The 24,304-nt window shown below is 63.9% G+C and carries 24 protein-coding genes; 11 read left to right on the forward strand and 13 right to left on the reverse strand.

The features are described 5' to 3' along the window. Positions 1–89: 89 nt before the first annotated feature. Genes bamA through fabZ form a run of 3 tightly spaced genes read left to right on the forward strand, consistent with a single transcriptional unit; the run spans position 90 to position 3,894 of the window. A complete protein-coding gene (bamA, locus tag NYR55_RS01575; RefSeq protein WP_260021519.1) occupies positions 90–2,690 on the forward strand; it encodes an outer membrane protein assembly factor BamA in 2,601 nt (866 codons plus the stop codon). Further along, complete coding sequence (locus NYR55_RS01580) at positions 2,690–3,415, forward strand: OmpH family outer membrane protein (protein ID WP_260019498.1); 726 nt, start codon at positions 2,690–2,692, stop codon at positions 3,413–3,415. The genes bamA and NYR55_RS01580 overlap by 1 nt, the downstream gene beginning before the upstream one ends. Further along, positions 3,412–3,894: a 3-hydroxyacyl-ACP dehydratase FabZ gene (gene fabZ / locus NYR55_RS01585; protein WP_260019499.1), complete on the forward strand. Its 483-nt coding sequence runs from the start codon at positions 3,412–3,414 to the stop codon at positions 3,892–3,894. Before NYR55_RS01580 ends, fabZ begins: the two co-directional genes overlap by 4 nt. 335 nt (positions 3,895–4,229) lie before the next feature. On the opposite strand, the gene rplI is transcribed toward fabZ, so the two are convergent. From rplI to NYR55_RS01605, 4 genes are all read right to left on the reverse strand, one after another. Then, positions 4,230–4,823 (reverse strand): 50S ribosomal protein L9, encoded by a 594-nt coding sequence (gene rplI, locus NYR55_RS01590; protein ID WP_260019500.1) that lies wholly within the window; start codon positions 4,821–4,823, stop codon positions 4,230–4,232. Positions 4,824–4,835: 12 nt separating this feature from the next. After that, a complete protein-coding gene (gene rpsR / locus NYR55_RS01595; protein WP_260019501.1) occupies positions 4,836–5,060 on the reverse strand; it encodes a 30S ribosomal protein S18 in 225 nt (74 codons plus the stop codon). A 3-nt stretch (positions 5,061–5,063) separates the two neighbouring features. Beyond that, complete coding sequence (gene rpsF / locus NYR55_RS01600; protein ID WP_260019502.1) at positions 5,064–5,438, reverse strand: 30S ribosomal protein S6; 375 nt, start codon at positions 5,436–5,438, stop codon at positions 5,064–5,066. A 147-nt stretch (positions 5,439–5,585) separates the two neighbouring features. Further along, a complete protein-coding gene (locus NYR55_RS01605; protein WP_260019503.1) occupies positions 5,586–5,963 on the reverse strand; it encodes an RcnB family protein in 378 nt (125 codons plus the stop codon). A 170-nt stretch (positions 5,964–6,133) separates the two neighbouring features. Here NYR55_RS01605 and fabD point away from each other — a divergent pair, with 170 nt between their 5' ends. The 5 genes from fabD to mltG all read left to right on the forward strand — a co-directional run bounded on the left by fabD (position 6,134) and on the right by mltG (position 10,566). After that, a complete protein-coding gene (fabD, locus tag NYR55_RS01610; RefSeq protein ID WP_260019504.1) occupies positions 6,134–7,069 on the forward strand; it encodes an ACP S-malonyltransferase in 936 nt (311 codons plus the stop codon). Between the two features lie 17 nt (positions 7,070–7,086). Next, positions 7,087–7,830, forward strand: a complete 744-nt coding sequence (gene fabG, locus NYR55_RS01615; RefSeq protein WP_260019505.1) for a 3-oxoacyl-[acyl-carrier-protein] reductase — start codon at positions 7,087–7,089, stop codon at positions 7,828–7,830. Positions 7,831–7,930: 100 nt separating this feature from the next. Continuing rightward, positions 7,931–8,167, forward strand: coding sequence for an acyl carrier protein (locus NYR55_RS01620; RefSeq protein WP_260019506.1), 237 nt, complete (start codon positions 7,931–7,933; stop codon positions 8,165–8,167). 133 nt (positions 8,168–8,300) lie between these two features. Then, positions 8,301–9,560 carry a beta-ketoacyl-ACP synthase II gene (fabF, locus tag NYR55_RS01625; protein WP_260019507.1) on the forward strand — a complete coding sequence of 420 codons (1,260 nt, stop codon included), beginning with the start codon at positions 8,301–8,303 and terminating at the stop codon, positions 9,558–9,560. Positions 9,561–9,597: 37 nt separating this feature from the next. Beyond that, on the forward strand, positions 9,598–10,566 hold the full coding sequence (gene mltG, locus NYR55_RS01630) for an endolytic transglycosylase MltG (protein WP_260019508.1): 969 nt from the start codon (positions 9,598–9,600) through the stop codon (positions 10,564–10,566). 83 nt (positions 10,567–10,649) lie between these two features. Here the strand turns inward: mltG and eda are convergent, their stop codons facing one another. The 8 genes from eda to NYR55_RS01670 form a co-directional block, all read right to left on the reverse strand. After that, positions 10,650–11,261 (reverse strand): bifunctional 4-hydroxy-2-oxoglutarate aldolase/2-dehydro-3-deoxy-phosphogluconate aldolase, encoded by a 612-nt coding sequence (gene eda / locus NYR55_RS01635; RefSeq protein ID WP_260019509.1) that lies wholly within the window; start codon positions 11,259–11,261, stop codon positions 10,650–10,652. Then, positions 11,258–12,232, reverse strand: coding sequence for a glucokinase (gene glk, locus NYR55_RS01640; protein WP_260019510.1), 975 nt, complete (start codon positions 12,230–12,232; stop codon positions 11,258–11,260). Before glk ends, eda begins: the two co-directional genes overlap by 4 nt. Before the next feature lie 20 nt (positions 12,233–12,252). Next, a complete protein-coding gene (edd, locus tag NYR55_RS01645; protein WP_260019511.1) occupies positions 12,253–14,073 on the reverse strand; it encodes a phosphogluconate dehydratase in 1,821 nt (606 codons plus the stop codon). A 20-nt stretch (positions 14,074–14,093) separates the two neighbouring features. After that, positions 14,094–14,801 (reverse strand): 6-phosphogluconolactonase, encoded by a 708-nt coding sequence (gene pgl / locus NYR55_RS01650; protein WP_260019512.1) that lies wholly within the window; start codon positions 14,799–14,801, stop codon positions 14,094–14,096. A gap of 48 nt (positions 14,802–14,849) precedes the next feature. Then, a complete protein-coding gene (gene zwf / locus NYR55_RS01655; protein WP_260019513.1) occupies positions 14,850–16,301 on the reverse strand; it encodes a glucose-6-phosphate dehydrogenase in 1,452 nt (483 codons plus the stop codon). A gap of 99 nt (positions 16,302–16,400) precedes the next feature. Further along, complete coding sequence (gene argC, locus NYR55_RS01660) at positions 16,401–17,327, reverse strand: N-acetyl-gamma-glutamyl-phosphate reductase (protein WP_260019514.1); 927 nt, start codon at positions 17,325–17,327, stop codon at positions 16,401–16,403. Continuing rightward, positions 17,324–18,067 carry an NlpC/P60 family protein gene (locus NYR55_RS01665; RefSeq protein WP_260019515.1) on the reverse strand — a complete coding sequence of 248 codons (744 nt, stop codon included), beginning with the start codon at positions 18,065–18,067 and terminating at the stop codon, positions 17,324–17,326. The genes argC and NYR55_RS01665 overlap by 4 nt, the downstream gene beginning before the upstream one ends. Further along, positions 17,997–18,374, reverse strand: coding sequence for a MarR family transcriptional regulator (locus NYR55_RS01670; protein WP_260021520.1), 378 nt, complete (start codon positions 18,372–18,374; stop codon positions 17,997–17,999). Before NYR55_RS01670 ends, NYR55_RS01665 begins: the two co-directional genes overlap by 71 nt. A gap of 181 nt (positions 18,375–18,555) precedes the next feature. Between NYR55_RS01670 and secG the strand changes: the two genes are divergently transcribed. After that, a complete protein-coding gene (gene secG / locus NYR55_RS01675) occupies positions 18,556–18,918 on the forward strand; it encodes a preprotein translocase subunit SecG (RefSeq protein WP_260021521.1) in 363 nt (120 codons plus the stop codon). A 108-nt stretch (positions 18,919–19,026) separates the two neighbouring features. Then, on the forward strand, positions 19,027–20,658 hold the full coding sequence (locus NYR55_RS01680) for a CTP synthase (protein ID WP_260019516.1): 1,632 nt from the start codon (positions 19,027–19,029) through the stop codon (positions 20,656–20,658). A gap of 101 nt (positions 20,659–20,759) precedes the next feature. Here the strand turns inward: NYR55_RS01680 and NYR55_RS01685 are convergent, their stop codons facing one another. Then, on the reverse strand, positions 20,760–21,224 hold the full coding sequence (locus NYR55_RS01685) for an Hsp20 family protein (protein ID WP_260019517.1): 465 nt from the start codon (positions 21,222–21,224) through the stop codon (positions 20,760–20,762). 303 nt (positions 21,225–21,527) lie between these two features. Between NYR55_RS01685 and NYR55_RS01690 the strand changes: the two genes are divergently transcribed. After that, a complete protein-coding gene (locus NYR55_RS01690; RefSeq protein ID WP_260019518.1) occupies positions 21,528–24,017 on the forward strand; it encodes a TonB-dependent receptor in 2,490 nt (829 codons plus the stop codon). Positions 24,018–24,304: the final 287 nt, after the last annotated feature.

Consider the following 24,304-nt stretch of genomic DNA (forward strand, 5'->3'; position numbering starts at 1 on the left):
CGGTTGTTTTTCGTTGTAAGGTGGGGTTCGTGACCAAGGCCAAGCTCATTTCGATCGGATCGAGCGCATCCGCGCTGCTGGCCGGCACCATGCTGTCGGGTATTGCGGCAGCGCAGACGGCGCCATCCGCGCCCCCGCCCGCACAACAGCAATCCGCGCCGGCGCCGGCTCAACCGACACTGGCCGTCCCGGCCGCACCGGCCGCTGCGCCGGTAAAGCTGGTCAAGTCGATCCGGGTCGAAGGGTCGCAGCGGATCGAGCCGGAAACCGTGCTGTCCTACACCAAGCTGCGCGTTGGCGAGCCGTACACCAACGAGTCGGTGGACGAGGCGATCCGCGATCTGCTCAATTCGGACTTGCTGGCCGACGTGTCGATTGCCGGGGTCGAGACGGGCGACCTTGTCGTTCGAATCCGTGAGAACCCGATCATCAACCGCATCGTGCTTGAGGGCAACCGGCGGCTGAAGAACGACAAGATCCTGCCAGAAATCAAGCTGGCCCCGCGTCAGATCTTTACGCGCACTGCCGTGCGGGCCGACGTTGCGCGGATCATTGAACTGTATCGCCGTCAGGGCCGCTTTGCCGCGACCGTCGAGCCGCAGATGGTCACGCTCGATCAGAACCGCGTCGATGTGGTGTTCGAGATTTCCGAAGGACCGAAATCCAAGGTTCGGCAGATCAACATTATCGGGAACGAGCAGTTCAGCGATAATGAGCTGCGCAAGGAAATGGCGACGAAGCAGGCGCGGTTTTTCCGCATCTTTTCGTCCAACACCAGCTATGATCAGGACCGGCTGGCCTATGATCAGCAGAAACTGCGCCAGTTCTATCTGACCAATGGTTATGCCGAGTTTCGCGTGATTTCGGCGGTTGCCGAGCTGACGCCGAACAAGGAAGACTTCATCATCACTTATGTGGTCGAGGAAGGGCCGCGCTACAAATTCGGCGAAGTGACCGTCGACAGTGCGATCCGCGATTTCGACGACGAAGCGCTGGCCAAGGGCCTGCAGATGAAGAAGGGCGATTGGTACAACGCCAAGCTGGTCGAAGACACCATCGACCAGCTGAGCGAACTGGCCGGCACGTTCGGCTATGCGTTCAGCGACGTTCGCCCGGAGTTTAACCGGGACCGCGAAAAGCTGGAGATGAACCTCGGCTTCTTCATTGCCGAGGCGAACCGCACCTATGTCGAGCGGATCGACATTACCGGCAACACGCAGACGCAGGACAAGGTGATCCGGCGCGAAATGCGCGTGGCGGAGGGCGATGCGTTCAACACGTTCCTGGTCAAGCGCAGCCAGGACCGCATCAACTCGCTTGGCTATTTCCAGGACAAGTTCGAGATCGAGCAGGCCGAAGGTTCGGCGCCCGACCGCGTTGTGCTGCGCGCCAATGTCGAGGAACGCTCGACCGGCGAACTCAGCCTGTCGGCCGGTTTCTCCAGCCTTGAACGCTTCATCCTTCAGGGGTCGATCCGCCAGCGCAATTTCCGTGGGCGGGGCCAGGATATCCGGCTGGAGGTGAACTATTCCACCTTTGCCAAGTCGGTCGAGGTCGGCTTTACCGAGCCCTATCTGTTCGACAAGAACATCGCGCTTGGCGGATCGCTGTTCCGGCGCGACTTCAATTCGTTCAACTTCCTGGGCCAGAACCGGAACACGACGTTCCAGCAGGTTTCGACCGGATTCAACATCGTGTCGGGCATTCCGCTGACCGAATACTGGACGCTGTCGGGCCGCTATACGCTTCAGCAGGACGATATCACGCTGGACGAAAGCCAGTTCTTTACGAACGGGCAGTGCGATCCGCTGCGCGCCGGACGGTATCTGTGCGATGCGATCGGCAACCGGATCACCTCTGCGATCACCCTGTCGTTGATCTACGACAATCTGAACAGCCGCCTGCGCCCGACGCGCGGCCAGCGACTGGTGGTCGGTGCCGACGTCGCGGGTCTGGGCGGTGACGTCCGCTATCTGCGTGCGCGCGGCGATTTCCGGAAATACATGAATTTCGGCAAGGGTTGGGTGTTCTCCACCACGCTTGAGGGCGGATATATCTATTCGCTGGAATCGAGCCGCGGGCCGGGCAACGATCCCATCCGGATCAACGACCGCTTTTATCTGGGCGAGCCGCAGTTCCGCGGATTCCAGATTCGCGGCGTCGGCCCCCGCATCCTGCGTCAGACCTATACCGGCATCGATCCCGATACCGGCGATCAGATCCCGGTGACGGACCGCAACCAGCTGGTCGACGATCCGCTTGGCGGCACCATCTATTATCTGGGCAAGCTGGAACTGGAACCGCCGCTGGGCAGCGGCATTCAGGAACTGGGCATCCGGCCGTCGGTGTTTGTCCAGGTGGGCGCGCTGGCTGGCCTGACCCGTCCGGTGCTTCAGGCGCCGCAAGCCCGCGACGGCGCAGGCAATCCGCTGTTCATCGGCCAGAATGCGAGCGGCGATTTCGTGTCGACGACGCAGGCGATCGACGCAAACGGAAACGCCAACCGGCCGCAGCTGCTGTTCAACGAGCTGTATCTGGGCGACACGATCAAGCCCCGTGTGACGGCCGGTATCGGCGTCAACTGGAACTCGCCGTTCGGCCCGCTGCGCATCGACATCGCCAAGGATATCGTCAGCTATGAGGGCGACGATCCGAAACTTGTGACCTTCAACGTAGGAACTGCATTCTGATGACCAAGCTGAACCACCTTCCGCTCGCCGCAATGGTGATCGCGCTGGGCGCCGCCCCTGCGGTCGCGCAGGTTGCCGGCATCGCCTATGCCGACCCGTCCGAAGCGATCCTGACGGCAAAGGCGTTCGAAACCGCCAACCAGCAGATCCGCACGACGTACAAGCAGAATATCGACCAGATCACGCAGCGTCGCCAGCAGACGGATACCCAGCTGCGCCCGCTGATCACCGCGCTGGACACCAACAAGGACAATCAGCTGTCCGAAGCCGAGGTGCAGGCCGCGCAGACCGCCAAGCGCACGGAGCTGACCCAGATCCAGACGATCCAGCAGCAGTCGGAACAGGCGATCAACACGCTGAACGAACCGCTGATCCTGGCGCAGGCCTATGCGCTTGAAACCGTGCTGCGCGCGTATCCCGCTGCGCAGACCAAGGTCATCGCGGACAAGAAGATCAACGTGATCCTGTCGCCGGAAGCGTTTGTTTATGCACCCGACGCCGCGAACGTCACTGCCGCGCTGAAGGCCGAACTGGACCGCACGACGCCGACCGTCGCGATCACGCCGCCGGCCAACTGGCGCCCGACTCAGCAGACGATGCAGCTGTTGCAGCAGTATCAGCAGCTGGTTGCCCGCGCAGCGCAGGTCCGCGCCGCTCAGGCGCAGCAGCAGCAGCCCCAGCAGCCTGCCGCCGGCACCACCACGCCGGCCCCCGAAGGCCGGTGAGCGAGGCCGAGGCCGAGGGCCGCGCCGTCATCGGCCCGCTGGATATTCAGCGGGTGATGGCGGCGCTGCCGCACCGTTATCCCATGCTGCTGGTCGACCGGGTGGAACAGATTGTTCCCGAACAGTCCATCCGCGCGGTCAAGGCGGTGACGATCAACGAGGGTTTTTTCCAGGGGCATTTCCCCGGTCGCCCGATCATGCCCGGTGTCCTGATCGTCGAGGCGCTGGCTCAGGCCGCCGGCGTGCTTGCCGTGGAAAGCCTGGGCCTGGCTGGGTCGGGCAAGCTCGTCTATTTCATGGCGATCGAGGAAGCCAAGTTCCGCAAGCCCGTGGAGCCCGGCTGCCTGCTGACGCTGGAGGTCGAGTTCACGCAGAAGCGTTCGACCGTGTGCAAGTTCGCGGGCCGCGCCCTGCTGGGCGATGCCGTCGCGGCAACCGCCAATTTCACGGCGATGATCGCCGATCCGCCAAAGGCGTAAAACTGATCGGCCCGCATCTGCGAAACGTGATGCGGGCCATTCATTCTTCTGTCGTGGTAGCACCGCGAGGATCAGCGCCACTATCCGGCACAGAAGCATTTCTGTTCAGCCTGGAGCAACCAAAGCATCATCGGCGCATTACATTGTGCAAAAGGCGCAATGGGAATTGGTGATGAAAAAGATGCTTCCGGTCATGTTCAGTCTGATCCCGCTGGCGGCGGTGATTACTGCCTGCGTGTCCGTTCCCTGATCGGACGGTCAAACCCGACCAGATATGACAAAGGGCCGCCGGATCGGATCCGGCGGCCCTTTTCATTTCATAGCCGTGGGGCTGATCAGCCCTGGGCTTCTTCCTCGGCGGCCGGCTCGGCGGCGATTTCGCCGGGCTCCGCATTGGGATCATAGGCTTCGGTGAAGCCCGCTTCGTCCTTTTCGAACATCGCGGCCATCACGTCGACGCCCTGCGCCTGCATATCGGCTTCTTCCGGGGAGCGGGCGACGTTCACCTTGATCGTCACCGACACTTCCGGGTGCAGCGCGACCTTGACGTCATAGACGCCGATCGCCTTGATCGGCTTGTCCAGAACGACCTGGTTCTTGGCGACCTTGTGGCCTTCGGCTTCCAGCGCCTCGACCAGATCGCGGACCGCGACCGAACCGTACAGCTGGCCGGTGTTCGATGCCTGACGGATCAGGGTCACCGACGCGCCGTCAACCTTGCCGGCGTCCTTCTGGGCCACTTCGCGGCGAGCGGCGTTTTCCGACTCGATCCGCTCACGATTGGCTTCGAACACCTTGCGATTGGCTTCGTTGGCGCGCAGCGCCTTCTTGTTGGGCAGCAGGTAGTTACGGGCAAAGCCGTCCTTGACTTTCACCACATCGCCGATGGCGCCGAGCTTTTCGACGCGCTCAAGCAGAATGACATCCATGTCCGGCGCTCCTTACTTCACGATGTAGGGCAGCAGGCCCAGATGACGGGCGCGCTTGATGGCCTGGGCCAGTTCGCGCTGCTTCTTGGCGCTCACCGAAGTGATGCGCGACGGAACGATCTTGCCACGCTCGGACACGAAGCCCTGCAGCAGACGGATGTCCTTGTAATCGATGCGCGGCGCGTCCTTCGCGGAGAAGGGGCAGCTCTTGCGACGGCGGAAAAATGCGCGTGCCATGTCTTATTCTCCCCGGCCTTCTTCATCACGGTCGCGGCGGCCGCGACGATCGCGATCGCCCTTGCGCATCATCACGCTGGGGCCGGATTCGAGTTCATCGACCTTCACGGTCATGTAACGGATCACGTCTTCGTTGATCGCGGTCTGGCGCTCCAGCTCGGCAACGACCGTCGGCGGGCCGTCGATCTCGATCATGACGTAATGCGCCTTGCGATTCTTCGCGATGCGATAGGCGAGGCTGCGCAGGCCCCAGGTTTCGGTCTTCACGACCTTGCCTTCCATCGATTCGACGATCTTCGTGGCGGTTTCCGCCAGCGCGTCCACCTGCGCCTGTGCCAGATCCTGGCGCGCAAGGAACACGTGCTCGTAAAGAGCCATGGGTCTTCCTCATTCTTGGCCGATCGCTGACATGGCCCCATGCCATGCCCCTCCGGCTGTCGTCTTCAAATACACACCGGGGCGCAGAGACACGCCCTGCACCCCGGAGGCTTGTTCCCTTAGCCGTTTCTGGCGGAAAGGCAAGGGTCAGAACGCGATGCCGCCGATCACCGCGCCGATCAGGCCGCTGGCCACGGCGACCAGCACGGCGTCATTGCCCGACTGCACCCACTGATAGCCGCGGGGCGGAGCATACAGGCCGCGCTGGCGATACTGGCGATAGTCGATCTGACGATAGTTGGTCGCATATCGCCGGTCGAATCGCTGGCCGCGCTGCCACTGGCGGTCATTGCGTGCCCGATCGTGGCGGATGACGGTGCGTTCGCGATAGCCGGGGCCACGTTCGACGATCACCGTGCGGTTCGGCTGCTGTTTCACCACCTGCCGCTCATGGCGGGGCGGGGCGGCCAGTGCCGGGGTGGCGATCAGCGAGGCGGCGATGGCGCCAAGGATCAGCTTTTTCATGTTCCTGAACTCCTCGATTGAACTTCGATGGGGCCAATCTGGGGTGCGGCTGTCCCGCAATTGTCCCGGCCGCGGTGCGAAAGGGTCGCCAATTGTCGCAAGCGGCACCCTTGCGTTCAGCTTGGATGGCGCTAGTCCGGCGGGCCAATTCAAACGGAGGTCCGCAGGCCATGCGTGCATTCATCTTTCCGGGGCAGGGCAGCCAGGCCGTCGGCATGGGCAAGGCGCTGGCCGATGCCAGCCCTGTCGCCCGCGAAGTATTTCAGGAGGTGGACGAGGCATTGGGCCAGCACCTCTTCCGGCTGATGACCGAGGGGCCGGAGGGTGAGCTTACCCTGACCGAAAATGCGCAGCCCGCGATCATGGCGAACGCCATTGCGGTGCTGCGCGTGCTGGAGCGGGAAGGCGGCATCCGCTTGTCCGACAAGGCGGATTTCGTTGCCGGGCACTCGCTGGGGGAATATAGCGCCCTGTGCGCCGCAGGCACATTCGATCTGGCCACCACGGCGCGGCTGCTGAAGCTGCGCGGACAGGCGATGCAGGCGGCGGTGCCGGTGGGCGTCGGTGCAATGGCGGCGCTGCTCGGCGCGGATCTGGACAAGGCGCGGGCGATTGCCGGCGCGGCGGCCGAGGGAGAGGTTTGCGCCGTCGCCAATGACAATGACCCGACCCAGGTCGTGATTTCCGGGCACAAGGGCGCCATCGATCGCGCCATCGCCATCGCCAAGGATCACGGCGCCAAGCGTGCCATCGCCCTGCCGGTGTCCGCGCCATTTCACTGTCCGCTGATGCAGCCGGCTGCCGATGCGATGGCGGCGGCTCTGGCCGATGTGGCGATCCAGGCACCGTTGGTGCCCGTGTATGCCAATGTCACGGCCGCGCCGGTCAGCGATCCCGACACGATCCGTCAGCTGCTGGTCGAACAGGTGACCGGCATGGTCCGCTGGCGGGAATCGGTGCTGGCCATGTGGGATGGCGGCGTGACGGGCTATGTCGAGCTGGGCGGCAAGGTGCTGTCCGGCATGGTCAAGCGGATTGCCCCCGATGCGACGCCGGTCAGCGTGGTCGGCATGGACGATATCGAGACGCTGCTCGCGCAGCTGTGATGACAAGGATGACGATGATGTTCGATCTGACTGGAATGACCGCGCTGGTGACCGGCGCGTCCGGGGGCATTGGTTCTGCGATTGCCCGCGCATTGGCGGGGCAGGGCGCGCGCTTGGCCGTTTCCGGATCCAATGTCGCCAAGCTGGAGGCGTTTCTGGCCGAACTGGGCGGCGATCACGTGGCGCTGCCGTGCAACCTGTCCGATCCGGCCGCCGTCGATGCGCTGGTGCCGCAGGCGGTAGAGGCGCTTGGCGGACGGCTGGATATCCTCATCAACAATGCCGGCGTGACGCGCGACAATCTGTCGATGCGGATGAAGGACGAGGAATGGAGCCAGGTGATCCAGGTCAATCTGGAAGCGGCCTTTCGCCTGATGCGTGCCGCCAGCCGGCCGATGATGAAGCAGCGGTTTGGCCGCATCGTGTCGATCACGTCGGTCGTCGGCGCGACCGGCAATCCGGGCCAGGCTAACTATGCCGCGTCCAAGGCGGGCCTGGTCGGCATGTCCAAGGCGATTGCGCAGGAACTGGCCAGCCGGCAGGTCACGGTCAACTGCGTCGCGCCGGGATTCATCCGCTCGGCAATGACCGATGCGCTGCCCGATGCCGTGAAAACGGGCCTGCTCGGCCGGATTCCGGCGGGCGATCTGGGCAGCGGTGAGGATGTGGCGGCGGCCGTCGTCTATCTTGTCAGCCGTGAAGCGGGCTATATTACCGGCCAGACGCTGCACGTTAACGGCGGAATGGCGATGATTTCCTGACGCTTCGCCGCTGCCGCACCGGTCCCCCTCTTGCGCCCGCACATTGGGCGGATTAGGTGCGATACGAACACTGCTATCATCTTGCATAAAGGAACAGGGAATGAGCGAGACCGCCGATCGGGTTAAGAAGATCGTCGTCGAGCATCTGGGCGTCGAAGCCGAGAAGGTGACCGAGGATGCCAGCTTCATCGACGATCTTGGCGCGGACAGCCTCGACATCGTCGAGCTGGTGATGGCGTTCGAGGAAGCTTTCGGCGTCGAGATCCCGGAAGAAGCCGCCGAGAAGATCACGACCGTCAAGGATGCAATCGCGTACATCGACGAGCATCAGGGCTGATCCACGACGGATTTTGATCCGTCAGCCCTGAGCATGTCGATGGGCTGGAGGACCTGTCCCGTAACTGGGAACAGGGTTTGACAGGCTCAGCCCCCGCGGGTTCGAGCCTGTCTTACTATTTGGAGAATTTGCCATGCGCCGCGTCGTCGTAACCGGCCTCGGCCTGGTCACCCCGCTGGGGGCCGATGTCGAAACCGCCTGGAAAAACATCATCGCGGGCAAATCGGGTGCGGGTGTCATCGCCCGGTTCGACGCCACCGATTTCCACACGAATTACGCCTGCGAAGTAAAGCCGGCGGACCATGAATACGGCTTTGATCCCGGCAAGCGGGTGGACCACAAGGTCCAGCGTCAGGTCGACCCGTTCATCGTTTACGGCATCGACGCCGCCGGACAGGCGCTGGAAGACGCCGGCCTGACCGACATGACCGAGGAACAGCGGTTTCGCGCCGGGTGCTCGATCGGTTCGGGGATCGGCGGCCTGCCCGGCATCGAAAGCGAATCCCTGGTGCTGGAGCACAAGGGGCCGAAGCGCGTGTCGCCGCATTTCGTGCACGGGCGTCTGATCAACCTGATTTCCGGTCAGGTCAGCATCAAATATGGCCTGATGGGCCCGAACCATGCCGTCGTCACGGCGTGTTCGACGGGCGCCCATTCGATCGGCGATGCCGCGCGGATGATCGCGATGGATGACGCCGACGTCATGCTGGCGGGCGGTGCGGAAAGCGCGATCTGTCCCATCGGCATCGCCGGGTTCGGTCAGGCGCGCGCGCTGTCGACGAATTTCCGCGACGATCCGACCCGCGCCAGCCGCCCCTATGACCGCGACCGTGACGGGTTCGTCATGGGCGAGGGCGCGGGGGTCGTGGTGCTGGAGGAATATGAGCGGGCCAAGGCGCGCGGCGCGAAAATCTATGCCGAAGTGCTTGGCTATGGCCTGTCGGGCGATGCCTATCACGTGACGGCGCCGCATCCGGAGGGATCGGGCGCATTCCGGTCGATGGAAATGGCGATCCGCAAGTCTGGCCTGTCGCTGTCGGACATTGATTACATCAACGCGCATGGCACATCGACCCCGCTGGGCGACGAGCTGGAACTGGGCGCGGTCCGCCGCCTGTTCGGCGATGCGATTGGCGATCTGTCCATGTCGTCCACCAAATCAGCCATTGGCCACTTGCTGGGCGGAGCCGGTGCGGTGGAGAGCATCTTCTGCATCCTGGCGATGCGCGACGGCATCGTGCCGCCGACGCTGAACCTGGACAACCCCAGCGAAAATTGCGCTGGCGTCGACCTGGTCCCGCACAAGGCCAAGGAGCGGAAGGTTCGCGCCGTGCTGAACAACTCGTTCGGCTTTGGCGGAACGAATGCCAGCCTGGTGATGAAGGCTATCTGATCCGGTTCATGCCCGGTCGGGTCCGGCGGAGGAACGAATGCGCAAATTCGGATGTCTGCTGGTACTGGCCGGGCTGATCGCATTGGCGGTCGGCGGCTATGCCCTGCGTCAATGGGGCGGGCCGGGGCCGGCCCCCGACAATCTGACCGTGATCGTGCCGCAGGGGTCGAGCCTGACCGCGGCCGCGCGTGCGATGGAAAAGGCGGGCGCGATCGAATCGGCAGACCGGTTCCGCCTCTATGCCCGCATCTTTGGCGGATCGGAGCCGATCCGGGCGGGCGAATATCGCGTGCCCAAGGGGCTGAGCCAGTCCGACATCCTGAAGATGCTGCAGGGCGGACAGACGCTGCAACGCTTCGTGACCGTGCCGGAGGGCTGGCCGTCGGTTTTGGTACACGACGCACTGATGAAGGCGCCGCAGCTGGAAGGGCCAGTGGCCGTGCCTGCCGAGGGATCGGTACTGCCCGACAGCTACAGCTATAACCGCGGCGACAAGCGGGCGGACGTGCTGGCGCGGATGCAAAAGGCGATGCGCGATTACCTTGCCGAGGCATGGCAGCGCCGCAAGCCGACCACAGTTGCAAAGACACCGGAAGAGGCGATCATCCTCGCGTCCATCGTCGAGAAGGAAACGGGCAAGGACGAGGAACGGCGCACCGTGGCCGCGGTCTATTCCAACCGCATCCGTCAGGGCATGAAGCTGCAGGCGGATCCGACGATCATCTATCCGATCACCAAGGGGCGCCCGCTGGGCCGCCGCATCCTGCGTTCGGAAATCGCGCAGGTGAACGATTACAATACCTATGCGATGACGGGCCTGCCAAAGGGACCGATCGCCAATCCCGGCCGGGCCAGCATCGATGCGGTGCTGGACCCCGCACCGTCCAGCGCGCTGTATTTCGTGGCCGATGGCAGCGGCGGGCATATCTTTGCCGACACGCTGGAACAGCACAACGCGAACGTCCAGAAATGGTATGCCATCCGCCGGGCGCGCGGCGAGATGTGACGCTGCGTAGCTGAGCCAGCGCCCAGCTACGCACCATCAAATACAGTAAGGATGCCCGGCGCGGGCCGGGCAGTACCGGTCGGTCAGCGCGCCAGGCTGGCCGCGTCGCGGGCGAGCTGTTCCACCTCGGCCAGGCTGGCGCCCTTTGGCGTGATCCAGCTGCCCCCGACGCACAGAACGGGATCGAAACCCAGCCAGTTGGGGGCGGTCGCCGCGCTGATTCCGCCGGTCGGGCAGAACTGCGCCTCGTAAAACGGAGCAGCCAGCGCCTTCAGCGCCTTTAGCCCGCCCGATGTTTCGGCCGGAAAGAATTTGAAGTGTCGCAGGCCGAGGTCATAGCCGCGCATGATGTCGCCCGCGGTCGCAACGCCCGGCAGGAACGGGACGCCCGACTGGATGATCGCATCGCCCAGCCGTTCGGTGAGGCCGGGGGACACGATGAACTCGGCCCCGGCATTCATCGCCTCGGCGAACTGGTCGGTGTTCACCACTGTGCCCGCGCCGACGATTGCACCCGGCACCTGCTTCATCTCGCGGATCGCATCCAGCGCGGCAGCGGTGCGCAACGTGACCTCCAGCACCTTCAGCCCGCCGGCGACCAGCGCCTCGGCCAGGGGGCGGGCCGTAGCGGCATCTTCGATCACCAGAACCGGGATGACCGGGCTGGTCCGCATGATCGCTTCGATACCGTTCATCGCGTGTGCTCCTGAGCATAGGCAGCCGCAGCGCCATACAGGCCGGGCTGGGGATGGGTGATGATTTTGACCGGAATGGACTTCATCAGCGTGGTAAAGCGGCCCTTGGCGGTGAACCGCTGTTCAAACCCGGATTCGAGTAGCTTGTCCTTGAGCCGCAGGCCAAGCCCGCCGGCAATCACCACGCCCTTTGGCCCATGAGCCAGGGCAAGGTCGCCCGCAATCGCGCCAAGGGCGAGGCAGAACCGGTCCAGCGCGGCGACGGCGATGCTGTCCGTGCCGTCCAGCGCCATGGTCCACAGCGTCTTGTCGTCACGGCTTTTGACAGGAAGGTTTTCCAGCTCGGCCAATGCCTCGTAAATCGCGACGATGCCGGGACCGGATGCGACCCGTTCGGCCGAAACGCGGGTAAAGGTCTTGCGCAGGCGCTTCAGCAGCGCGTCCTCGATCCCGTCCAGCGGGGCGAAATCCATGTGGCCGCCCTCGGTTTCGATCACATGGTAATGGCCGTCCCGTCCGGTGCGGAACACCTGAGCAACGCCAAGGCCTGTGCCGGGTCCGCACACGGTGATCGATCCGCTGTCGGGCAGGGGCACGTCCGGACCGCACAGATGAACCAGCTGGCTGTCATCGACCTGTGCGACCGCATGGCCGATGGCGCCGAAATCGTTGATGAGCGACCAGTTGTCGACCTCCAGCCGTTCGTTGATCAACGGCGGGCGGATGATCCAGGGATTGTTGGTCAGCTTGATCAGATCGGGATTGATCGGGCTGGCGACGGCGATGGCTGCCGCACGGGGCAGCGGACGGCCGGCATCTCGCCCGAAATGCTGCCACGCCAGCTGAAGACTGCCATGTTCGGCGGTTTTCAGCGTGACCGGTTCGCCCAGGGCGACGACCTTGCCATTCTCTACCTCTGCAATGGCAAAGCGGGCATGCGTGCCCCCGATATCAACCGCTACGATTTCCATCTTATCCCCTCCTGACGCGTTTACAGGCCGGCCGCAGCCAGCATGGCGGATGCGCCGCGCTCCGCCTCATCCGCCTGCCGCAGCATGGCGAACAGTTCGCGGCCCGTGCCATCCGGCGCGGGCGGCGCCTCGGCCAGCGGCCGTGCTGCCCATTCCGCCGGATCGACCAGCGCCTCCAGCGTGCCGGCCTCTGCGTCCAGCCGCACCACATCGCCGTCGCGCAGGCGGGCGATCGGGCCGCCGCCCAGTCCCTCTGGCGACAGGTGGATGGCAGCGGGAACCTTGCCCGACGCGCCCGACATCCGCCCGTCAGTGACCAGTGCGACGCGGAACCCACGGTTCTGAAGCACGCCCAGCGGCGGCGTCAGCTTGTGCAGTTCCGGCATCCCGTTGGCGCGCGGCCCCTGAAACCGGACGACGACCACGACGTCGCGGTCAAGCTCGCCCGCCTTGAACGCGGCCTGGACGGCAGCCTGATCGTCGAACACGCGAGCGGGCGCCTCGATGGTCCAGCGGTCGCGCTCGACGGCCGACACCTTGATGCAGGCGCGGCCCAGATTGCCGGACAGGATGCGAAAGCCGCCTTCCGGTGAAAACGGCGCGTCGATGGTGCGCACGATGCTGTCGTCGCCGCTGTCGCTCGGGTGATCGTGCCAGACCAGAGCGTCGCCCTTGATCGCAGGCTTGCGGGCATAGGCGGCCATGCCGTCCCGCGCGATCGTCAGGATGTCGCCGTGCATCAACCCGCCGCGCAGCAGTTCGCGGATGACGAAGCTGGGACCGCCGGCATCCTCGAACCCGTTCACGTCCGCCGATCCGTTGGGATAGACCCGCGCGAGCAGCGGCACGCTGCGCGACAGGCGGTCAAAATCCTCCCAGTCGATCACGATTCCGGCGGACCGCGCGATGGCGGGCAGGTGGATCAGGTGATTGGTCGACCCGCCCGTGGCGAGCAAGGCGATGGCGGCGTTGACGATGGCGCGTTCGTCCACGCACTCGCCGATGGGACGGTAATCGTCGCCGTCCCAACCGATCTCCGCCAGCCGATGGACGGCGGCGCGGGTCAGTTCCTGGCGCAGCTTGGTGCCCGGATTGGCAAAGGACGCGGCCGGGATGTGCAGGCCCATCGCCTCCATCATCATCTGATTGCTGTTGGCTGTGCCGTAAAAGGTGCACGTCCCCTTGGAATGATAGGCGGAAATCTCCGCCTCCATCAGTTCCTCGCGGCTGGCCTTACCCTCGGCATAGAGTTCGCGGACGCGAGCCTTTTCCTTGTTGCTGATGCCGGTCGCCATCGGGCCGCCGGGGATCAGCACCATGGGCAGATGGCCAAAGCGCAGTGCGCCCATCAACAGGCCGGGTACGATCTTGTCACAGATGCCGAGCAGCGCCGCACCCTCGAACGTGCGGTGGGACAGGGCGATGGCGGTGGACAGGGCAATGGTGTCGCGGCTGAACAGCGACAATTCCATGCCCTGATACCCCTGGGTCACGCCGTCGCACATGGCGGGCACGCCGCCAGCCACCTGCGCCGTGGCACCGGCCTCCATCGCCCAGACCTTCATCTGTTCGGGATAGCGGTAATAGGTCGCGTGCGCCGACAGCATGTCGTTATAGGCGGTGACGATCCCGATGTTCATCCGGTTGGCCGGTTTCATCAGGTCGCGCTGCTCGTCCGTGCCGGCATAGGCATGGGCAAGGTTTGCGCAGCCCAGTTTCGGCCGGTCGGCGCCCGAATCGCGTTCGCGCTTCATCAGGGCCAGATACGCCTCGCGCCCCGGACGGCTGCGTTCGATGACGCGGTCGGTTACGGCGGCGATTTCGGGGTGCAGGTTGGTCATCGGGATCCCCTTTGTCTCGCTTACGCGCCCCAGTGGATGTCCACGGGCAGGTCGATGTCGGCCAGCAGACGACCGATGGGATAGGCGGAGGAAGCGCCCTGTTGGATGGCGCGTTCCAGCACGTCCTTCTTCTCATCGCCAGTGATCGCGATCATCAGCGCCTTGGCCGTGGCGATGGCGGATGCGGACAGGGTGACGCGGGGAACGGGCGCCTCTGCCGGCAGGGGATCGGGCATCACGCCCAGCGCGCGGCGCTCCTTTGGCCCGGTCAGCGCCTCGGCAAGGTCGGGGCCGGGAAAGATCGACGCCGTGTGGCCGTCCGCGCCCATGCCCAGCACAACAAGGTCGAGCGGCCAGTGCAGATCCTGAAGCCGTGCATCGGCGGCACGGCCGCACGCCTTGTAATCCTCCGCCTTTTCGCTGGTGATCGGAATGACCCGCGCGCCGAGCGGCAGGAAGGTGCGGGCAATCATCGTCACGTTGGACAACGCATCGCCCATCGGCACGATGCGATCGTCGGTCGGGATGATCGTCACCCGTTTCCAGTCGAGCTTGGTCTTGGCCAGCTTGTCATAGGCCGGTTGGGGTGTCCGACCACCGGCCAGCGCGATGACGGCGCTGCCGCGCGCGTCGATCGCGCTTTCGATCACGAAGCCGATATCGCCAGCCAGCGCGTCGGCAAATTCGGACTTTTCGTCATATTCCCACCATTCGATTTCATCGGCCATGGTCGGGGTCTCCTTGATAATGGTCACTGGGACGAAGGCACGGGAACGTCACTCGTTCCAGGTCACATCGTCCTTTTCGGTCAGCGCGATCGCTGCATTCGGTCCCCAGCTGCCCGAGGCATAGGGTTTGGGCCGGACGCCCTGATCGATCCATCCCTGACGGATCGCGTCGATCCACACCCATTGCGCCTCCACCTCGTCGCGCCGGACGAACAGGGTCGGATCGCCCTCGATCAGGTCGAGGAGCAGGCGTTCATAGGCGATGCGGCGGCGGGTGCCGGCAAAGGCAGTGGTCAGCGACAGGTCGAGCGGCACTTCGCGAAGGCGCACCCCGTCCCGGTCCAGTCCCGGTTCCTTGGCCATCACGAGCAGGCGGACATATTCCTCCGGCTGCAGGCGGATGACCAGCGTATTGGGCTGAAGCGCACCGCCGCGCTCGGAAAAGATCGAATGGGGCACCGGCTTGAACTGAACAACGATTTCGCTGCGCCGTTCGGCCATGCGCTTGCCGCTGCGCAGGTAAAAGGGCACGCCCTGCCACCGCCAGTTGTCGACATGGGCCTTGATCGCGACAAAGGTTTCGGTGGTGCTGGGGCGGCCCAGCTCCTCCTCGTAACTGCCGACGATCTTTGCTCCCACGGCGCCCGGGCCATATTGGCCGGTCACCGTCAGCTTGTCGGCATCGGTGATCGGGCGCAGCGAGCGCAGCACCTTGACCTTTTCATCGCGGATGGCGGTGCCGTCAAAACGGGATGGCGGCTCCATCGCGATCAGCGCCAGCAGCTGAAGCATATGGTTCTGCACCATGTCGCGCAGCGCGCCGGACCCGTCATAATAGCCTGCGCGCCCCTCTAGCCCCACGGTTTCGCTGACCGTGATCTGGACATGGTCGATGCCGCGCGCGTTCCAGCTGGGTTCGAACAGAGCGTTGCCGAAGCGCAGCGCCAGGATGTTCTGGACGGTTTCCTTGCCCAGATAATGGTCGATGCGGAACGTGCGCTCTTCGGGAAACGCGCTGGCCACGATGTCGTTGATCTGCCGGCTGGTATCGAGATCGGTGCCAAGCGGCTTTTCCAGGCTGATCCGGACATTGTCGCCCGTCAGCCCCGCCGATTTCAGCCCTTCGATCGTTGGCCCGAACAGGGAAGGGGCCGTGGACAGGAAAATCGCCAGACCGCCCGAAATGTCGCCAAGCTTGGTGGCCAAGGCATCGAACCCTTCGATGGTCGATGCATCGAGCGGCTGATAATGCAGGCGATCGAGAAAGCCCTGGATCGTCGCCGGATCCTTTCGGTCGTCCGGCAGAAATTCGTCCAGCGCCTTTGCCGCGAACGCGCGAAAGCCCGCATCGTCCATTTCCGACCGGGCCGTGCCGGTGATGGTCAGGCCATCGGTCAGCAGGCCATCGGCGTGAAGGCCGTGAAGCGAGGGCAGAAGCATCCGCTGCGACAGGTCCCCCGTCGCACCAAATAACAGCAGCTTGCCGAACGGCCGGGTCATAGCATCCCCTGAAACGATGGTCCTCGTTGCGCCTAGCAAGGCTTAGCCCTGCCGCGAACCCGCAGGATGCGATTTTTTCGTATGCGGTACGATTGCCGGTTAAAGCGACAGCCCCGAAAGTGGATCACAACCGGCCATGATGTTGAGGTTATGGACCGCCGCTCCGGCCGCGCCCTTGCCCAGATTATCCAGCGTTGCAACCAGCCGAGCGGGGCCGCGATCATTGCCGAAAACGCGCAGCGTCATCCGGTCGGTGCCGGCATTTTCCTCGATCATCAGCTGCGCTTCGTCGGCGGTAGCTACGTCGATCAGCGGCGCGTTCTGATACGCCTCTCTCAGCACGTTTTCGATAGTCGTGACGGATGGCGCGCGGGGCAGCATGGCCAGCGGCAACGGCACTTCCAGCAGCATCCCGCGATAGGTTGCCGCAACGGCGGGCTGAAACACCGGTGCGTGTTCCATGCGCGAATGTTTTTGCATTTCCGGCAGGTGCTTGTGCGCCAGATTGAGGCCGTAGGCGCGATAGCCGGTCGCAGCCTTTCCGCTTTCGAATTCCTCAATCATCGCGCGGCCGCCGCCGGAATAGCCGGACGCACCGCCCGCCGACAGCATCCATTGCGCAGGGATGATGCCGGCCCGGACGAGGGGGCGGACAAGGGCAAGATATGCCGTCGGCCAGCAACCGGGATTGGCGACGCGGCCCGCATCGGCAATCGCCGCAAGCTGGGTCGGCTCAAGCTCGGCAAAGCCATAGGTCCAGCCATCGGCAACCCGATGCGCGGTCGAGGCGTCGATGATCCGCGTCCGGGGATTGGTGACGAGCGAAACCGCCTCTACCGCCGCATCGTCGGGCAGGCAGAGGATCGCATAATCGGCATCATTCAACGCCTGAGCCCGGCGGCCCGCATCCTTGCGGTCAGCATCGTCCAGCAGGATCAGCTGAAATTCCGGCCGGCCGGCCAGCCGGTCGCGGATTTCAAGGCCGGTGGTGCCGACAGCGCCGTCGATGAACAGCGAGGCGGTCATGCCCGGACCCGCCGCGCCGAAACCTCGCCCACCTGCGCCAGCCATTCGGCCAGCGGCAATTCGATGACCCCTGAGGCTGGATCGACCGTCACGACGCTCTGGTCGTCGACAAGCACGGCTGCGCTATCGGTCGCGAACAGGAGGTCGCCGGGCTGCACCGCCGAACGCTCGACCGCGGTGCCCGCTTCGTCCTGCATCGGCCGGAAACGCGGTTTTCCGACACTGCCGCCCAGAATCAGGAAGATGAAACCAGCCGTGTCCACCCCGGCGAAGGAACGCCCGCCCGCCTGATACGGCGTTCCAAGCAGATGACGGGCACGCTCCGCAGGCGTTCCCGGCAGCGGCGCGGGCAGGGCGCGTGGCGGAACATCGGCATCCAGCCCGCTGGCGGCAACATAGCCGACCGAGCCATCCGCCGCGCGGCCCCAGGCCCGATCCGCCGCCACCTCCAGCACCTCGAACGGCTCCCCGTCCAGCACAATGGACAGGGGATCCCCGTCCATCTGCGCGGTCGGCCATAACGGCAAGTCGGCGCTGGCAACCGCCGTCAGTGCGCGGGAATAATGCGGCGCAAAGATGCTGCCCGCCAGACGGACGTCGACCAAGTCGCGCCGTGCCGGTGTTACCCGCGGGTCATAGGCCCGCGATTTGCCGTCCAGATGGAAACGCTCAACCGGCGACGCGGCGTCGACCGTGTCGTTCGGCGTCCGCTGGACCGAGCAATTGTCCGATTTCGTCAAGAAATGCCGCCCCTTCTTCGGTGCACGCCACGAAGATATTTCGCTTGTCGCTATCGTCGCGCTGGCGGCGCAGATAGCCGAGTGCCCCCAAGCGGTTCAAGGCGCGTGTGATCACCGGTTTAGAGACGTTCAGATTCCGCGCAAGCCCGCGCACGGTATGCGGCCCTTCCTGAAGGTGGACGGTCATCAGCAACGCCATCTGCCGATTGGTCAGATCGGGATGGCCCGAACGGACATAACCGATCAGCGCGTTGCACCATTCGGCCAACCGGTCGGCGGTTGCGTTGGGTCGATCCTGAAGCATCATTTCGGCCATGTTCACACCATTACTGGCCCATCCGGGCAAAGAGATCGTTCCTGTAACGTCCCGTAACAGCCCGCGGTTCCCCGCAACCGCAACGTGGGATCAGCCCCCCGGTTGATCGCCGCGCGCCGCTCGCCTATGTGCGCCACCTGCATCTCCTGACAGGACCGACTGATCCGCCATGTTGTTCACCTTTCTTCTTGTCGTTCACGCGATCATCGCGGCCCTGCTTGTGACGGTCATCCTGATGCAGCGTTCGGAGGGCGGCGGCCTGACCACGGGCGGCAGCCCGTCGGGCCTGATGTCGGCACGCGGCGCGGCGGATTTCCTGACGCGGTCCACCTCGATCCTGGCGGCGCTGTTCATCGGCATGGCGATCCTGCTGGCATTCCTGGCCGCGTCGAAGGGCAATGATCGGGTGGATACCTCGCTGGCCCGCGATCCCGCGCCGGTCAGTGCGCCGGCGCCGACCAGCGGAGCGCCGGCTGTTGACGCGACTGGCAATGCCGCTGCGCCGGCCGGCGATTCGGTGCCCTTGCAGCAATAATCGTTCGACAGGCCGGTGCCCGCAGCGGGCGCCGCCGTGTTTTTTTTCGCATCGTCCGGATTCGGGCGCTTGCCCTTGTTCGTTCCAAAGGATTAGGCGTTACCTCCCATGGCGCGGTATATCTTCATCACCGGCGGCGTGGTCTCCTCGCTCGGCAAGGGTCTTATGGCAGCGAGCCTCGCGGCATTGCTGCAGGCGCGCGGGTATCGCGTGCGGATCCGCAAGTTCGATCCCTATCTGAACGTCGATCCGGGGACGATGAGCCCCTATCAGCATGGCGAAGTCTATGTGACCGACGACGGAGCCGAAACCGACCTCGATCTGGGCCATTATGAGCGGTTTACCGGCGTTTCCGCGCGGCAATCCGACAATGTGACGTCGGGCCGCATCTATAAAACGATCATCGAACGCGAACGTCGCGGCGATTATCTGGGCGCGACGGTTCAGGTCATCCCCCACGTGACCGACGCCATCAAGGCATTTGCCACCGCAGATACCGATGATCTGGATTTCGTGCTGTGCGAGATCGGCGGCACGGTCGGCGATATCGAGTCGCTGCCGTTCATCGAGGCGATCCGCCAGCTGAAGAACGAACTGGGCCGTGGCCAGTCGATCAGTGTCCACGTGACGCTGGTGCCGTACATTGCTGCAGCCGGCGAATTGAAGACCAAGCCGACCCAGCACAGTGTGCGCGAGCTGGCGGCATTGGGCGTGCAGCCGGACGTGCTGGTCTGCCGCTGCGAAAAGCCGCTGCCCGACAGCGACCGGGGCAAGATCGCCCTGTTCTGCAACGTCCGCAAGGAAGCAGTGATCCCCGCGCTAGATGCCCGCAGCATCTATGCCGTGCCGCTGCAATATCATGCCGAAGGGCTGGACGAAGAGGTATTGCGAGCATTCGGCATGGAGCCGGGCGCTCGCCCCGACCTCAGCCGCTGGAGCGGCATCATGGAGCGGCTCGACAATCCCGAGGGCGAGGTGACGATTGGCGTCGTCGGCAAATATGTCGGCCTGCCCGATGCGTACAAGTCGCTCCAGGAGGCGCTGGTCCATGGCGGGATCGCGCACCGGGTAAAGGTCAATGTCCGCTGGCTCGATGCCGAACTGTTCGAGCGGGAGGAAAGCGAGCTGACCGCGCATCTTGAGCCGATGCACGGCATTCTGGTGCCCGGCGGCTTTGGCGAACGGGGCAGCGAGGGCAAGATTGCATCGGTCCGCTTTGCGCGCGAACGCAATGTCCCGTTCCTTGGCATCTGCCTTGGGATGCAGATGGCTTGCATCGAAGCCGCGCGCGATCAGGGTCTGGCCAACGCATCGACCACAGAATTCGGAGAGACTGGCGAGCCGATCGTCGGCCTCATCACTGAATGGATGACCGCGACCGGTCTTGAAAAGCGGGAAGCGGGCGGCGACCTTGGCGGCACCATGCGGTTGGGCGCCTATCCGGCCAAGCTGGCGGGCAACAGCGTCGTCGCATCGGTTTATGGCACAAACGACATTTCGGAGCGGCATCGCCATCGCTACGAAGTGAACACCGGCTATCGCGAGGTCCTTGAAAAGGATGGCCTAGTGTTTTCGGGCATGTCACCGGACGGGACATTGCCGGAAATCGTGGAGCGGCCGGACCATCCCTGGTTCATCGGCGTGCAGTTCCACCCGGAACTGAAGTCAAAGCCGTTCGATCCGCATCCGCTGTTCGCCGGGTTCATCGGCGCTGCGGTCAAGCAATCGCGCCTCGTCTGATCGGTCCCTTGCACCATCGGACGTAAAGAAGGGCGCCCGAACCACTGGTTCGGGCACCCCCTCGCTGCGTCGAAAAGGGAGCAAACGCAGCGATCGCTGGATCAGTCGGCGTGCTCAATGGCGGGCGTAGTCGACGCCGTGCTGCCGCCGATGGCGATCTTGCGCGGCTTCATCGCCTCCGGCACCTCGCGCACCAGATCGATGGTCAACAGGCCGTCCGACAGGTCGGCATTCTTCACCTGAACGAAATCGGCAAGTTCGAAGCGGCGCTCAAAATTGCGATTGGCAATGCCGAGGTGCAGGAACGCCCGCTCCTTGTCCCCATCGCCATCCCCCTTACGTCCGCTGACGAGCAGCAGGTTCTGCTGGGCAGTGATATCGATCTCGTCGGCCTTGAACCCGGCGACGGCGATCGTGATGCGATAGTGATTGTCCTCGATCCGTTCGAGGTTGAAGGGCGGATAATTCTCTGTTTGGGCCTGTCGTGCGCTTGCTTCGAGCATGTCGAACAGGCGGTCGAATCCGATGGCCGAACGGCGAAACGGGGTAAAATCGATCTGACGCATCTGGTAATCCTCCAATGAGCAATTCACGTCATCTGGCGCCCGAACCATTCGCAGCGCCGGTGTGATCGGGTCCGAAAGGCACCCGTCACGTGGTACAGATGGGAATTGACGGGCCGTTTTCAACCATCGCAAAACCACCGGAAAACAGACGGTTGGCGTACTGTTTTGGCGGGGGAGAAAGCCAGGCTTGGGCAATCCTGCAAACTTCCTTTCTTCCTAAACCAGACTACCCCGATAGGAGAAAGGGTGTAACAGTCATTTTGCGGGGTAATCATGTCCGTTCTGTCTCTATCGCTTGCCCTGTTGGGGAGCACTGCGATCAGTGCGCCGTCTGATCCGGTTCGGGTTCCGGTCATCACCGTCGCGCCGCAGCCCGCAGCAGAGGATGGCGAACCCGATCCGGCGGCCGATCAGGACGCGATCGTGGTCACCGCACGGCGTCGTTCGGAAAATGTGCAGGATATCCCGGTTGCGGTATCCGTGCTTTCGGATGAGACGCTGACCGCGCAGGGCGCGTACAATATCCAGAAGCTGACCCAGCTTCAGCCGACCCTGCAATTCTATTCGCAGAACCCGCGCAACACCTTCATCAACATCCGCGGGATCGGCGCGCCGTTCGGCCTGACCAATGACGGGTTCGAACAGGGCGTCGGCATCTATATCGACGACGTCTATTACAACCGGATCGCATCGGCGACGCTGGATTTCGTTGACATCGAACAGATCGAGACGCTGCGCGGGCCACAGGGCACGCTGTACGGCAAGAACACGACTTCGGGTGCGATCAACATCACGACGGCTGCGCCCACCTTTGACCTGACGGGCAGGGCAGAGGTTTCGTTCGGCAATTACAATTTCAAGCAGGGCAAGGCGTCGATTTCCGGCCCGCTGTCGGACAAGCTGGCCGCGCGGATCAGCGTTGCGACCACCAGCCGCCAGGGCACCATTCAGAATATTGCGACCAATCAGGATATTCAGTCGATCGACAATATCGGGTTTCGCGGATCGCTGTTGTGGAAACCGACGGACGATCTGCGCGTGACCTTTTCCGGCGACTGGAATCTGCAGGATCCCGTCTGCTGCGCGCTGCCGTTCTTCAGCTATGGGCCGACCCAGCGAGCCGCCAACCGGCAGCTTCCGGCGCTGCTGACCTATTTCCCCGGTTATCCGCTGGCCAGCTATCCGCTGCCGAACGTCAATCCCTATGACCGGACCACCGATGTGGACGCGGAGCTAACCGCCCGGAACGAGCATGGCGGCCTGTCGGCGCGTGCGATCTGGGATCTGGACGATGCCAACACGCTGACGTCGATTACCGCGTGGCGTTACTGGGATTGGGGCCCGGCCAACGACCGCGATTACACCGGCCTGCCTGTTTATACCAAGGTGAACAACCCGACCAAGCAGGACCAGTTTTCGCAGGAATTCCGGTTCAACCATAATGGTCAGGGCTATAACTACGTCATCGGCCTGTTCGCCTTTCACCAGAAAATCCGGACGAGCGGCATTCAGCAGGCCGGTCCGGCCGCGAGCAAGTGGCTGCTGAACCCCACCAGCGCGCTGTCGAACAATCCGGCCGTGCTGAACAACCTGCTCGCCATCAACGACATCCGGCTGGACAACACCAGCCTGGCGCTGTTCGGCAAGCTGAATTGGGAAGTGACCGACCGGTTCGTCGTGTCGCCCGGCATCCGGGTCAATTACGACAAGAAACAGGGCCTGTACGATTCGGTCGTCACCGGCAATGCGTCCGACGGAACGCGGCAGATCGTCTCTCCGGTACCCGGTTCGCCCTATTACACCGACCCATGGATCGCCGCTGCTCGCGGCATTCAGGCATCGCAGTTCTTTGAACCGGAATTCAGCGCGTGGAACCTCTCCTACGACCTGAACCTGCGCTATGAGCTGGCCGACGACATCAACGCCTATGCCACCTATGCGCGGTCGTTCAAGACGGGCGGCATCAACCTGAACGGTGTGCCGGCGGACGCCAACGGGGCGCCGATCGAATCCGTGTTCACGATCAAGCCGGAAAAGGTCGATCATTTCGAAATCGGCCTGAAAACCCAGTTCCTTGACCGTAAGGTCACGTTCAACGTCACCGGCTTCTGGACCGAGATCAAGGATTTCCAGGCCAGTGTCAGCAATGGTCAGCTGGGCACCGTGCGCGGCTACCTGGCCAATGCCGACCGGGTCCGGTCCCGCGGCGTGGAGGCCGACCTGTCGGTGCGGCCGAGCGAGCGGCTGAATGCCTATGTCAGCCTTGCCTATACCGACGCCACCTTCACCAGCTTTTGCGACGCACCGCCGCCGCCGGAACTGGCCGGCGGCAGCAGCACGGGCATCGTCGTCACGGGTCGCTGCACCTATACCGGCGCGATCGGTGCGCCGGGCGTGGCGGGGGCTGTCAGCCCGCCCTTTGTCGACATTTCGGGATCGACGCTGCCCGGCGTATCGAAATGGGCGGCATCATGGGGCGCGGAGTATAACCTGCCTGCCAAGCTGTTCGGCACGGATGGGCAATTCTACCTCGGCTATGATGGCAGTGGGCGTTCCAGCTGGTCGTCCAATCCCTCGCCATCGATCTACACCAATGTCGATGGCTATTCGCTGCACAACTTCCGGCTTGGCTACCGGGCGGACGAATTCAACCTGTTCGGTTGGGTCCGTAACGCCTTCGACCGGAATTACGTCGACTTCCTGCTGGCCGGCACGGGCGGCAATACCGGTCTGATCGCGGGGCAGATCGGCGATCCGCAGACCTATGGCCTGACCCTGTCCAAATCCTTCTGACCTGCTGCGACCCTTGGGGCAGAGCCGGTGGTTCTGCCCCATTTTTTATTCAGGCTGAAACGCAGCGGCGGGATGTTCCCGGAAAAGACAAACGCCCGGGCCGTTTCCGACCCGGGCGCCTGCGTGACGAATGCTCGTCAGCCCCCTTTGTTCAGCTCTACGCCCGCACACCTGTCCCCAGATCAGGCGGGGCGATCGAGCCTCCCCGAACCACGGCCGTTGCTGCCTGTGTTTCGTAAGGGCGTCCTATCGCCAAAGCCGGTCCTTGTCAGCGCCGTACAGGCCGC

The organism is Sphingomonas sp. BGYR3 (assembly GCF_025153455.1).
GTDB lineage: Bacteria > Pseudomonadota > Alphaproteobacteria > Sphingomonadales > Sphingomonadaceae > Sphingomonas.